This window comes from Acidimicrobiia bacterium (assembly GCA_040902765.1).
GTDB lineage: Bacteria > Actinomycetota > Acidimicrobiia > Spongiisociales > UBA11373 > DATKBG01.
In genome coordinates this window covers 19,811-32,612 of the sequence record JBBDWO010000020.1, presented here as the reverse complement: position 1 = coordinate 32,612, position 12,802 = coordinate 19,811, and the positions used below count along the sequence as shown (strand labels likewise).

The 12,802-nt window shown below is 68.5% G+C and carries 9 protein-coding genes; 6 read left to right on the top strand and 3 right to left on the bottom strand.

All coding sequences use genetic code 11. The features are described from left to right. Positions 1 to 35 precede the first annotated feature (35 nt). Positions 36 to 2,489 carry a transglycosylase domain-containing protein gene (locus tag WEA29_05845; protein ID MEX2323276.1) on the bottom strand — a complete coding sequence of 818 codons (2,454 nt, stop codon included), beginning with the start codon at positions 2,487 to 2,489 and terminating at the stop codon, positions 36 to 38. Positions 2,490 to 2,566: 77 nt separating this feature from the next. On the opposite strand from WEA29_05845, the gene WEA29_05840 reads away from it, so the two are divergent. From WEA29_05840 to WEA29_05830, 3 genes are all read left to right on the top strand, one after another. Next, positions 2,567 to 4,156, top strand: a complete 1,590-nt coding sequence (locus tag WEA29_05840) for a methylmalonyl-CoA mutase family protein (protein ID MEX2323275.1) — start codon at positions 2,567 to 2,569, stop codon at positions 4,154 to 4,156. Beyond that, positions 4,153 to 5,523: an FAD-dependent oxidoreductase gene (locus tag WEA29_05835; protein ID MEX2323274.1), complete on the top strand. Its 1,371-nt coding sequence runs from the start codon at positions 4,153 to 4,155 to the stop codon at positions 5,521 to 5,523. Before WEA29_05840 ends, WEA29_05835 begins: the two co-directional genes overlap by 4 nt. A gap of 73 nt (positions 5,524 to 5,596) precedes the next feature. Continuing rightward, positions 5,597 to 6,433, top strand: coding sequence for a DMT family transporter (locus tag WEA29_05830; protein ID MEX2323273.1), 837 nt, complete (start codon positions 5,597 to 5,599; stop codon positions 6,431 to 6,433). 75 nt (positions 6,434 to 6,508) lie between these two features. On the opposite strand, the gene WEA29_05825 is transcribed toward WEA29_05830, so the two are convergent. Next, on the bottom strand, positions 6,509 to 8,254 hold the full coding sequence (locus WEA29_05825) for an acetyl-CoA carboxylase biotin carboxylase subunit (GenBank protein MEX2323272.1): 1,746 nt from the start codon (positions 8,252 to 8,254) through the stop codon (positions 6,509 to 6,511). 10 nt (positions 8,255 to 8,264) lie between these two features. After that, positions 8,265 to 9,815 carry an acyl-CoA carboxylase subunit beta gene (locus WEA29_05820; GenBank protein MEX2323271.1) on the bottom strand — a complete coding sequence of 517 codons (1,551 nt, stop codon included), beginning with the start codon at positions 9,813 to 9,815 and terminating at the stop codon, positions 8,265 to 8,267. A 65-nt stretch (positions 9,816 to 9,880) separates the two neighbouring features. On the opposite strand from WEA29_05820, the gene WEA29_05815 reads away from it, so the two are divergent. The 3 genes from WEA29_05815 to WEA29_05805 all read left to right on the top strand — a co-directional run bounded on the left by WEA29_05815 (position 9,881) and on the right by WEA29_05805 (position 12,800). Further along, complete coding sequence (locus WEA29_05815; protein ID MEX2323270.1) at positions 9,881 to 10,549, top strand: biotin--[acetyl-CoA-carboxylase] ligase; 669 nt, start codon at positions 9,881 to 9,883, stop codon at positions 10,547 to 10,549. 85 nt (positions 10,550 to 10,634) lie between these two features. After that, a complete protein-coding gene (locus tag WEA29_05810; GenBank protein MEX2323269.1) occupies positions 10,635 to 11,309 on the top strand; it encodes a dienelactone hydrolase family protein in 675 nt (224 codons plus the stop codon). 192 nt (positions 11,310 to 11,501) lie between these two features. Continuing rightward, positions 11,502 to 12,800, top strand: a complete 1,299-nt coding sequence (locus WEA29_05805; GenBank protein ID MEX2323268.1) for an LCP family protein — start codon at positions 11,502 to 11,504, stop codon at positions 12,798 to 12,800. Positions 12,801 to 12,802 lie beyond the last annotated feature (2 nt).

Below are 12,802 nucleotides of genomic sequence, written 5' to 3'. Positions count from 1 at the left end.
TTGCTAATTGCTAAGAGCCAATAGCTGGCCCAGCCCTATCCCCCCTCCATCGCGAACACGGACACCTGGATCGCGGTTCCCTCGGTGATCGTCCCGTTCGAGGACGGACTCGTCGAACTGACTCGATCGTCGTTCTCGGGATCGTCGGTGGCGACCTCGACGAAGGTCCAGGTGAAGTCGATCTGGGTGGCCTGACGCAGGTTGTTCAGGATCTGATCCGCCTCCGCGCGGGTGCGGCCCACCAGGTCGGGCATGGCCGTCTCGGGGGCGAGCCCGGAGGACACGAAGAGCTCGATCGTGCTGCCCTGGTTGATCTGCCGTCCTGCCGGCGGGTCCGTCTCGACCGCGGTGTCGGCGGGCTTGTCCGAGTTGACGATGGTGACGGTGAAGTCCAGACCGGCGTCGTACAGCTCCTCGGTGGCCTCGTCGAGGTCCATGTCCTCTACGTCCGGGATCGCGACGCGCATCGTCCGGTAGTAGGCGGCGGTTCCCTCCGGGTTCTCGGGGAAGTCCTCGACGGGGAGGTCGGCGGTGACCACCGACATGAACTGCCGCCAGATCGGAGCCGGGATGGTGCTCCCGAACACGCGAGCGTAGAAGGTGTCGCGGATGGTCAGGTTGCGCATTTCGACCTGCCGGTCCGGGAAGCCGACCCACACGGCCGTCGTGTACTGCGGTATGAACCCCACGAACCAGGCGTCGGTGAAGTTCTCGTGGGTGCCGGTCTTACCGGCCATCGGTCGGCCGATGTTGGCGTTGCCGCCGGTGCCCTGGGTGATCGCCAGCTCCAGCGTGTTGACGACCGCCGCGGCCAGCGGCGGGCTGATGACCCGGTTCGGGCTCACCTCGTGCTGGTAGATGACGTTGCCGTCGTCGTCCTCGATGCGCTCGATCAGGTAGTTGTCGTACCGGTCGCCGAGGTTGGCGAGCGTCGAGAAGGCGGCCGCCATCTCGAGCGGGCTCACCGCCTGGGCGCCGAGCACGATGGCCGGGATCGGTAGCAGGGGACTCCGGATGCCCATCCTCCGGGCAGCGTCGACGATCGCCTCGCCGCCCACTTCGATCGCCACCTGGCAGAACACCGTGTTGGTCGACGCGATGAGGGCCCTCTCCAGCGAGCGAATCCCCGGGTCGTTGGTCCCGGCGTTGGCGCATCGCCAGAGCGTCGTTCCGCCGAAGTCGAGCTCCCGGGGAGTGGTCTGGTTCCAGTACGAGTTGAGGGTGATCCCCTGCTCCAGCGCCGCCACCGCACCGAAGGGCTTGAAGGCCGACCCCGGGTTGCGGCGACCCTTGGTCGCCAGGTCGTATTGGCGTTGTCCTGCCTCCAGGTCGGTACCGAAGTCGAGTCCGGAGGCCATGACGACCGTGGCGCCCGTCCGGTTGTCGACCATGGCGATCGCTCCGGTCGGTCCGTTCGAACCCGGCGGGAACCACTCCTGGAGGATCCGTCGTGCCTGCTCCTGGAGTCCGAAGTCGACCGTGGTGTACACGCGGAGTCCGCCGCCGCCGGTGCACTCGGCGTCGTCCGCCGGGCATCCGAAGAGCGCCCGCTTGCGTTGCAGGAAGGTCGACCCCAGGCCGTACCGCGGGTCGTTGAGGATGGTGTCGCGGGCGGCGATGAGGACCTGCGGCGCCGGGTCGTAGAACTCCTGGGGAGCGGCGACCATGATCGGGTCGTCCTTGGCCGCTTCGCCATCCTCCTCGGTGATGTATCGATCCAGGACCATGTTGTCGATGACGGCGTTGCGCGCCCGCAGCGGGATGGTGCTATCGCGTCGCAGGTCGTACAGCGAGGGGTTCCGCACCGGGACCATCAAGGCGGCGGCCTCGGCGATGGTCAACTGGCTGAGTTCCTTGCCGAAGTACTCCTGGGCGGCGGCGCGGATGCCGTAGGCGTTGTTCCCGAAGAACACCGAGTTCAGGTAGTACTCGAGGATCTGCTCCTTGGTGTACCGGCGCTCGAGTTCGATGGCGATGACCGCTTCCGCCACCTTGCGTCGCAGGGTGGGCTCGGTGCCGACGAAGTTGAGCTTGACCACCTGTTGCGTGATCGTTGACCCGCCCTCGGTGGGGCCGCCGCCGATGTCGCGCGCGAAGGCACGAGCCACGGCGCGGTAATCCACCCCGGTGTGGGTCATGAAGTTGCGGTCCTCGGCCGAGAGCGCGGCAGCGAGCACCAGCGTCGGGATGTCCTCGAACTCGACCGGCTGGCTGTTGCGCTCGGTCAACTTGCCGAGCAGGACCCCGTCGACCGTGTAAACCTCCGACAGGCGGGACAGGTCGGGGAGGTCGAGCGCCATCGACCGGACTTCGGGGATCCACCGGGCGCGGAGGTCTTCGAGGGTGCCGTGGGCGGCGTTGGCGCCGAGGAACACGAACAGGCCCATCCAGGTGGCGGCCACGACTGCCATCCCGGCGAGGATGGCCGACGCGACGAAGCCTTTGCCCTCGCGTTCGAGGCGTTCGGCTTCTCTGATGGGATTGTCCATGGGGTGCCCCGGGGGAGACGTCGCAGGGTGGGGCAGGGGTTCCCGGGTAGCATCCCGGCCGACTACGGAGTGTACCCATGGCCCAGGATTCCGGACCGGAACGTCAGACGTCGAGCGGCATCCCGATCGACCCCGTCTACGGACCGGCAGACCTCGGGGGATGGGACGCCGAGGAGGCGCTCGGAGCGCCCGGCGCCTTCCCGTTCACCCGTGGCCCCTACCCCACGATGTATCGGGGTCGGGCGTGGACGATGCGCCAGTACGCCGGATTCGGCACCGCCGAGGCAACCAACGAGCGCTTCCGGGCTCTGCTCGATGCCGGCCAGACAGGGCTGTCGGTGGCGTTCGACCTCCCCACCCAGATGGGCCTCGACTCTGACGCTCCGCCGGCGGCGGGAGAGGTCGGCAGGGTGGGGGTGGCCATCGACTCCCTGGAGGACATGCGCCGGCTCTTCGCCGACATACCTCTGGGAGAGGTGTCCACCTCGATGACGATCAATGCCACCGCCGGCATCCTCCTGCTCCTCTACCAGCTGGTCGCCGAGGAGCAAGGGGTCGCTCCAGATGCGATCCGCGGGACCCTTCAGAACGACATCCTCAAGGAGTACGCGGCGCGCGGCACCTACATCTACCCACCGTCGCCGTCGATGCGCCTGGTGACCGACGTGTTCTCCTACTGCGCCGCCGAGCTCCCGGCGTGGAACACGATCTCGATCAGCGGCTATCACATCCGAGAGGCGGGGGCCACCGCCGCCCAGGAGGTCGGCCTCACCCTGTCGAACGGCCTGGCGTACGTCGAGGCCGCCATCGACGCCGGCCTCGACATCGACGACTTCGCCCCGCGGCTGTCGTTCTTCTGGAATGGCCACAACCACCTGTTCGAGGAGGTGGCGAAGTACCGGGCGGCCCGTCGCATCTGGGCTCATGAGATGCGCCGCCTCGGTGCGCAGCGCGACGACTCCCTCAAGATGCGCTTCCACACTCAGACCGCGGGCAGCACGCTCACCGCGCAGCAGCCGGAGAACAACATCGTGCGCACCACCATCCAGGCGCTCGGCGCCGTGCTCGGTGGCACCCAGTCGCTGCACACCAACGCCTTCGACGAGGCGCTCGGCCTCCCCACCGATGACTCGGCGCTGATCGCCCTGCGCACCCAGCAGATCCTCGCTCACGAGTCGGGAGTGGCCGACACGGCAGATCCTCTCGCCGGGTCCTATTTCGTCGAGTCGCTCACCGATGCGGTGGAGGCAGCGGCGCGGCGGGTGATGGGCGCCGTCGCCGACGCCGGTGGTGCGGTGGCGGCGATCGAGGCGGGTGTCGTGCAGGGGATGATCGAGGATTCCGCCTACGCCCATGCCCGTCGCGTCGAGTCGGGGGAGACCGTGGTCGTCGGGGTCAACCGGTTCGTCTCCGAAGGCGCCGCCATTCCGGAGACGCTGGGGATGGACCCGGAGTCGGAGGCTCGACAGGCGGAGCGACTGGCGTCGTGGCGGGCGGCACGCGACGGGACCGCCCTCGACGCGACCCTCGCCGAGGTCGAGGCGGCTGCGGGTGGTACCGCGAATCTGCTCTATCCGATGAAGCAGGCGCTGGCCCTCGGTGCGACGGTGGGGGAGGTCTCGGGCGTTCTCGAAGGTGTCTTCGGGCGCTACCGTCCCGGCGAATGAGTGACCCTCCGGGACCGCGGTTCGTCGTCGTCGGCGGTGGTCCGGCGGGCGTGAGCGCGGCCACCATCGCCGCGGCTCGGGGGGCCGAGGTGACCGTAGTCGAGGCATCGGTCGTCGGTGGTGCCGCCCATCTGTGGGACTGCATCCCCTCGAAGGCGATGGTGGCGTCGTCGATGCGTCTCGACTCGCTGCGCTCCGCGGTGCGGCTCGGTATCGGCGGGGTGGGCGATCCGGAGGTGGACATGAAGGCCATGTCGACCAGGGCGGATGCCCTGTCCGATCGCCTGTCGGCGTCGACCACCGATCTGCTCGAGGCCCAGGAAGTGCGGATCCTCCGCGGCTACGGCCGGTTTACCGGCGCGCATGACCTGGCCGTTGCTCTTGAGGACGGCGAGGAGGCCGTCGAGTTCGACTTCGCCCTCGTTTCCACGGGATCCCGCCCGCGGGTCCCCGACTGGGCAGAGGTCGATGGCGAGCGGATCCTCACCACCCGGCACGCCTATCACCTCGACGAAGTACCGGAGCACATGGTGATCATCGGATCCGGGGTGACCGGGGTCGAATTCGTCCACATCTTCGCCAGCATGGGCTCGCAGGTGACCCTGCTGGTGAGCCGTCACCATGTGCTCCCGCACCGGGACCCCGAGGTCGCCGCGGCGCTCGAGGAGGACTTCCTCGACCGCGGCGTCGTCCTGCTCAAGGGAGCGCGCGCCGACTCGGCCCGCCGTACCGACGACGGGGTCGTGGTCACCGCCGAGGACGGGCGCCGGGTCGTCGGCAGCCACGTGCTGCTGGCGGTGGGATCGGAGGCCAATACCGAACGGCTGGGTCTCGACACCGCCGGCATCGAGGTCGACGGGCGAGGTTTCGTCGTCGTCGTCGACGAGTATCAGCGGACCAGCGTTCCCCACATCTACGCCGCCGGGGACGTCACCGGCCAGATGCCGCTGTCATCGGTGGCGACGATGCAGGGTCGCAAGATCGCCGGGCATCTGATGGGCGACCAGACCAAGCCGCTCGACTACTCGAAGGTGTCAGAGGCGATCTTCAGCGAACCCGAGATCGCCTCCGTCGGTCTCAAGGAGGTCGATGCGCGCGCCGAAGGGCGCAAGGTGCGCATCACCAAGGTGCCCTTTGCCGCCAACCCCCGGGCGCTGATACAAGGCAACCCGACCGGCTTCGCCAAAGTAGTGTCCGACCCCGCCACCCACGTCATCCTCGGCGGGACCATCGTGGGTCATCACGCATCCGAGTTGATCGGCATCCTCGCCCTCGCCGTCCAGGCGGGTATTCGGGTGGACGTGCTGGTGGAAACGCTGATGGTCCACCCGTCGCTCACCGAGAGCCTCGCCGATGCGGCGGACTGAGGCCCCAGGCCCCAGGCTCCAGGACCTCGGACGGGCACCGGGCACCGGGCACCGGGTAACGGGTAACTGACCTATGCCCCTCCTCCTCGCCGCCCTCTCCTCGCTGACCTTTGGGGTCGCCGACTTCCTCGGTGGGCTGGCCACCCGTCGGGCCCCGGCGATCACCGTCACGGTTGGCGTCAACGTCATCGGCCTCGCCGGAGTTGCTCTGGCGCTGTTGTTCGTCGGCGGATCGGCGACACCGGCCGACCTCGTGTGGGGTGCCCTGGCGGGTATCTGCGGGTCCCTGGGGCTGGTCGTCTACTACCACGCCCTCGCCACGACGCGGATGGCGGTGGCGGCGCCGGTCGCCGCCGTGATGGGTGCCCTGGCCCCGGTCGTCTTCGGCGTGATGGTGGGGGAGCGTCCGTCGCTGCTCGCCTGGATCGGTGTCGGGCTGGCCCTTCCGGCAGTGGTTCTCATCGGAGCCGGCAACCGCGCCACTCGCGCCGCCGACACGCCGATGCGGGCCGTGCTGCTCGGACTCACCTCGGGGACGCTGTTCGGGTTCTTCGGGATCTTCCTGTCGCGCAGCGCCGCCGACTCCGGCATGTGGCCGCTGGCGTCGGCCCGAGGTGCTGCGCTCCTCCTCATGGTCACCGTCGCGCTGTCACGGGGCCGCCCCCTGATCGCCACCGGGCGCTCGGGAAGCCTGACGGTCTCTGCCGGCGTGCTCGACCTGCTGGCCAACATGATGTTCCTGGTGGCGGTTCGTCTCGAGCTGCTTGCCCTGGTGTCGGTGATCATGTCCATGTACCCGGCGGCCACCGTGGGCCTCGCCCGACTGGTGCTCCACGAGCGTGTCGATCGAACACAAGCGGTCGGGATGGCGCTCGCCGCCGTAGCCCTGGTATTGATAGTGGTGGCTTGAACGCTTAACGCTTAACGCTCAACGCAAGACGCTCCTGCGTTGAGCGTTGAGCGTTAAGCGTCTCGTCTGGAGCCGCTACTTCACGATTGCAAGCACCGCGCCCGCCGAGACCCGGTCGCCGGGCTGCACCCTGAGATCGACGATCTCGCCATCGAGCGGCGACCTGACCTCGTTCTCCATCTTCATCGCTTCGAGGATGATCAGCGGTTCCCCGGCCGTGACCCGATCTCCGGCCTTGCGATACACCTTGACGATGGTCCCCTGCATCGGGGCAGTGACGGTGCCTTCGCCTCCGGCGGAGGAGCGAGCCGGAGTGAGCTTTGGGGGGCGACGCCGCGGCGTCTGGCGGCGTCCGGCGACGCCGGCGACCGGGATCTCGGGTGACCACAGACGGACGACGAACTTGCGTCCGCCCACCTCGACGGTCATCTCCCGTTCGGCCATCTCCTCGTCGCTCGGCAGCACCGAGGCCGCCGGATGGGTGAGACCCGACAGGTCCATGTCCTCCTCGACAGTACGCGTGTGGTGGGTGCCGGCGATGAAGGAGGCATCGTCGAGGGCCAGCAGGTGGAACGGGATGGTGGTGGCGATGCCGGTCACCTTGAACTCGCCGAGCGCCCGGCGCGAGCGTTCGATCGCCTCCGAGCGGTCCCGGCCCCAGACGACCAGCTTGGCAACCAGATTGTCGTAGTACTGGCTCACCGTCGACGAGGGACCGTACCCGCTGTCGACGCGCACCCCGAACCCGCCCGGCTCCTGGTATTCGACGATGGTGCCCGGGGACGGCAGGAACCCGGTCGCCGGATCCTCGGCGTTGACCCGGAACTCGATGGCGTGGCCCCGGGGCTCGACCACCAGATCGAGCTTCTCACCCATGGCGACCCGTAGCTGCTCGCGGACCAGGTCGATGCCGGTGACCATCTCGGTCACGGTGTGTTCCACCTGGAGCCTCGTGTTCATCTCGAGGAAGTAGAAGTCTCCGGACCGGTCGACCAGGAACTCGACGGTGCCGGCATTGACGTAACCGGCGGCGCGGGCGATGGCGAGTGCGGCCTTGCCCATCGCCTTGCGCTGCTTGTCGCTCATCACCGGGGAGGGGGTCTCCTCGATGAGTTTCTGGTGTCGGCGCTGCAGGGAGCAGTCGCGCTCACCGAGGAAGAATCCGTTGCCGTGCTGGTCGAAGATGATCTGCGCCTCGACGTGGCGGGGATGCTCGAGGTACTTCTCAACGTAGACCTCGGGGTTCTTGAAGTAGGCATCCGCCTCCCGTGACGCCGCCTCGAACGCCTCGGCGACCTCCGAGCGTTCTCGGACCACCCGCAGGCCCTTGCCACCTCCGCCGTGGGCCGCCTTGATCGCGATCGGATAGCCGAACTCCTCGGCGACCCGCTCGACGTCCTCGGCGGTGGTCAGCGCCTCCATCGTTCCCGGCACCCCGGAGACCCCGGCCTGTTCGGCCACCTTCCGAGATGAGATCTTGTCGCCCATGGCGGTGATGGCGTCCGGGGGCGGCCCGATCCAGGTGATCCCGGCCTTGATCACCCTTCGGGCGAACTCGGCGTTTTCGGCGAGGAACCCGTATCCGGGGTGGATCGCATCCACCTTGGCCTCGGCGGCGGCCCGGAGGATGGCGTTGATGTCCAGGTAGGACTCGGCGGCCGGGGCGGGACCCACATTCCACGCTTCGTCGGCGATCCGGGTGTGGAGGGCATCGCGGTCGAGTTCCGAGTAGACGGCGACGGCCCGCAAGCCCATCTCTCGTATGCCGCGGATGACGCGGACGGCGATCTCGCCGCGGTTGGCGACCAGCACGGAGTGCATTCCGGGCATCCTAGAGAGGGATGTTCCCGTGCTTCTTCGGAGGCAGCGACGTGCGCTTGGTACGCAGCATGTCGAGCGCCCTGATGAGCCGCGGCCGGGTCTCCCGTGGCTCTATCACCTCGTCGATGAGCCCGCGTTCGGCGCTCACATAGGGATTGGAAAAGGCACCCTCGTATTCGGCGATGAGCTCGGCCCGCCTGGCGTCCGCGTCCTCGGCGTCGGCGATCGCCCGCCGGTGGATCACATTCACCGCTCCCTGGGCGCCCATGACCGCGATCTCGGCGGTCGGCCAGGCGAGGGCGATGTCGGCGCCGACCGCCCGCGAGTTCATGACGAGGTATGCCCCGCCGTAGGCCTTGCGGGTGACCACGGTCACTCGCGGCACCGTGGCCTCGCAGTAGGCGTAGAGCAGCTTGGCGCCGTGACGGATGATCCCTCCGTGCTCCTGATCGACGCCGGGGAGGAAGCCGGGCACGTCGACGAAGGTGACGATGGGAATGTTGAAGGCGTCGCAGAACCGAACGAACCGCGCCCCCTTTACCGAGGCGTCGATGTCGAGGGTACCGGCGAGGGCCGCCGGGTTGTTGGCGACGATCCCGACGCTGTATCCGTCGAGGCGGGCGAATCCGATGAGCAGGTTGGGGGCGAAGTGTTCCTGGACCTCATAGAACTCGCCGTTGTCGACCACCAGTTCGACGAGGCGCTTCATGTCGTACGGCTGATTCGGCGAGTCGGGGACGATGGCGGTCAACTCGTCGTCCATGCGATCGGCGGGATCGGAGGGAGCGAAGAAGGGGGGAGCCTCCAGGTTGTTCTGTGGGAGGAACGACAGCAGGTATCGGACCTCCTCCAGCGCCTGCTCGCCGTCGTCGGTGACGAAGTGGGTGACCCCGGACACGGTGCTGTGCGGCTGGGTGCCGCCGAGGGTGTCGAAGGTGACGTCCTCGCCGGTGACCGCCTTGATGACGTCCGGGCCCGTGATGAACAGGTGGGCGGTCCCTTCCACCTGGAACACGAAGTCGGTGATGGCGGGGGAGTACACGGCGCCGCCGGCGCAGGGACCCATGATCACCGAGATCTGCGGGATGACGCCGGAGGCGGCGACGTTGCGCCTGAAGATCTTCCCGTAGGCGTCCAGTGCCATGACGCCCTCCTGGATGCGGGCGCCGCCGGAGTCCTTGAGCCCGATGATCGGTGCGCCGGTGTCCATGGCGAGATCCATGAGCTTGCAGATCTTCTCGCTCACCGCCTCGCCCAGTGAGCCACCGAAGACGGTGAAGTCCTCGGCGAACACGAACACGGTGCGCCCGTCGACGGTGCCCCAGCCGGTGACGACGGCGTCTCCCGGCGGGCGGGTCTCTCCGATGCCGAAGGCGGTGGCGCGGTGACGTACGAACTTGTCGATCTCGACAAACGAGTCCTTGTCCAGGAGCAGGTCGATGCGCTCCCGGGCGGTGAGCTTCCCGGACTCGTGCTGCTTGGCTACGGCGCGGGCACTCCCGGCGTGGGCCGCTTCCTCGCGGATCTGGCGTAGCCGTTCGATGCGGTCGGAGGTGCTCATGCGCTCCCTGCTGGTTCGGTGGATGAGTATGGTCGCTCTGAGGTTCGACTCCCATCACCGCGCATATGGCTACACCCCTCGACGTCGTCCACCTGGAGGAAACCGCCTCCACGATGGATGAGGCGCGGGCCAGGGTCGGCGAGGCGCCGCTCCTGGTGACCGCCGCTCGCCAGACGGGCGGCCGGGGGCGGACCGGGCGTACCTGGGTCCATGCCGACCGGGCGGTCGCCACGTCGCTGGCCGTGAGGCTGCCGTGGCCGGCCGAGTCTTTGGCGGTCGTGCCCCTCGTCGCCGGCCTCGCCGCCGCAGCGACGTTCGAGGTGAGACTCAAGTGGCCCAACGATCTGGTGCGGGGTGGTTCGAAGGTCGGTGGCCTCCTCGTCGAGTCAGACGGTGACCTCGTGGTGATCGGCATGGGGGTCAACCTCTACTGGCCGTCCCCGATGGAAGGGGCGGCGGCGCTCTTCTCGGAAGATCCGGGGGATGATGCGTCGCGCTCCTTTGCCGTGCGGTGGGCGCTCGAGGCCGTTGCCCGGCTGGATCGCGGCCCGGACGACTGGGGCCGTGACGAGTACGAGGAGCGGTGCACCACGCTCGGCACCGAGATCACCTGGGATCCGAACGGCTCGGGCCGTGCCGTTGGTGTGGACGACCGCGGCGGCCTCATCGTCGATACACCAGAAGGGACCGTGGTGCTCGACTCGGGCGAGGTGAGGCACGTACGGAGCTCGTAGCTCATGGCTCTTAGCCGGATTGCTGGTAGCTGGAAGCTGGTAGCCGGTAGCTGGCGACCCCAATGCTGCTCGCTACCCTCTTCCTATGGCTCTCATCGACGGGGAAGGCCGGGTTCAGATCCTCTACGGACGGACCGTGCTGCCGTCGCCGCCACACCGATCCGTCTATCTGAGCCGTCCCGACGTGGTGGGTCGCCATCCGGCCGTTGTCGTGCTCCACGACGAGGACGGCCAGACGCCGAGTGTCCGGGCACTGTGTCGACGCCTCGCCCGGTACGGGTACGCCGCCGCCGCCCCTGATCTCTCCCGCGGCGGCGATACAGAGCTGTCGCCCGACCGGGTGGCCGACGACGCGGTGCGGGTTGCCGAGACGATGCGGCACGGGTGGTCGGCGTTCTGTCGACCTGAACCCCCGGCCGTGGTCGCCGTCGGGGGATCGGCCGTGGCCGGGGCGGGAGCCGCCACCGACATCGGTGGCCCCCTGGTGATCCTCGGCGGTCCCGTCACCGACCTGGAAACGGTGTTGGGATCCGTCCGTGGACCGATTTTGGGGATCATCGCCAACGAGCCGGATGACGAGGGCGAGGCGGTTCGGGCCCTCCATGGGTCGGTGGGCCGCGGCGAGTGGGCTGTCTTTCCTACCACGGCGTCCTCCCTGCTCGACGAGGACGCAGACGACTTCGACTACGCCGCCTTCGAGGACATGGCGGATCGCCTGGTCGCCTTCCTCGACCGGTTCACGGTGCTCGCGCCGGCGTGACCGGGTCGCCGGGCGCCGCCCTCGAGTACCTCCCGGACGGCGACGAGTTGCGTGAGATCCACCGCAGGGTCGGACCCGGGAACCGGCGGCGGCCCTCGTAGCGTCTCAGGGGGCGAGCCTATTCGCTCACCCCCTCAGCCTCCGCCGCCACCGCGTAGCGCCTGGCGACTGCTACAAAAGGACCTCCCGCCGATGCCATCACCTCTCACGCCCCCCGCGCCGCGTAGCCGTCCCCGCAAGAGCGGAGCGCGGCGCGCCATCATCGGCATCCTCATCTTCGCCAACGTCGCCGTCTTCGGGACCCTCGGAGCGATCTGGTGGGCGGCCAACCAGGTGAGCGGTGCCATCCCCACCATTCCGGCCGAGGAACTGCAGCTCACCCCCCCATCATCGGAACCGTTGGGCCCGAGGACCTTCCTCCTCGTCGGTAGCGATCGGCGGGAGGGGCTGGGCAGCGAGTTCGCCCACACCGGCTCCTTCGGCGGCGAGCGGGCCGACGTGATCATGCTGGTCACGGTCCGCCCACGGGAGGGGTCGGTCCAGATGCTGTCGATCCCCCGTGACTTCAAGGTCGTATACGGAGGGGTCACCCAGAAGATCAACGGCACCTTCTCCAACGGGGCAGGTGATCTGGTCGCCGCGGTGACCGAGCTGATCGGCGCGCCGATCCATCACTACCTGGAGGTCGACTTCGGCGGGTTCGCCGGGATCGTCGACGCCATCGGTGGCGTGCGCATGACGTTCCCGTATCCGGCGCGCGACCTCAAGTCGAACCTCTCGATCGGCGCAGGCACTCAGACGCTCGATGGCCAGCAGGCGCTCGCCCTCGCCCGCAGCCGTTCGTACCAGGAGCAGCGGGAGGGCGGCGGCTGGGTGAGCGTCGACGGCAGTGACTTCGGGCGGACGCGCCGCCAGCAGGACATCCTCATGGCGATCATCACGCAGATCGAGCCACCGTCGTCGCCAGCCGGCTTCAACTCGCTGCTCGACGCCCTGGGTGGCTTCGTCACCACCGACAGCAACTTTCGCGAGGACGAGATAATCAACCTCGCCTGGTCGATGCGCAACATCGAGCCCGAGGGCATGGACACCGGGACTCTCCCGGGCCGCATCAGCGATGAGGGCGGCGTGTCGTACGTGGTCGCCGACGAGCCGCTGACATCTGAGATGATCTCCGCCTTCGTCGCCGGGCGTCCCATCGGGAGCGCGGTGGGCCGCGACGCCGCCGTCGAGGTCCAGAACGGCAACGGCCGCAGCGGGGCGGCCACGCAGGTCGGCGACGTGTTGACGGCTGCCGGTTTCGATGTGGTCGCCACCACGAATTCGACGCGGACCGACTACGCCATCACCCTGGTGGTGGCGCGCGCCAACGACCTCAGGGCCGCCGAGGCGGTGGTGGCCGAGCTCGGATACGGCCGGGCGGTCGTCGGGAGGACCCCCGATGGCGTCGATCTGCTGGTTATCGTCGGCCTGGATGCACCCACCGGCTGAGA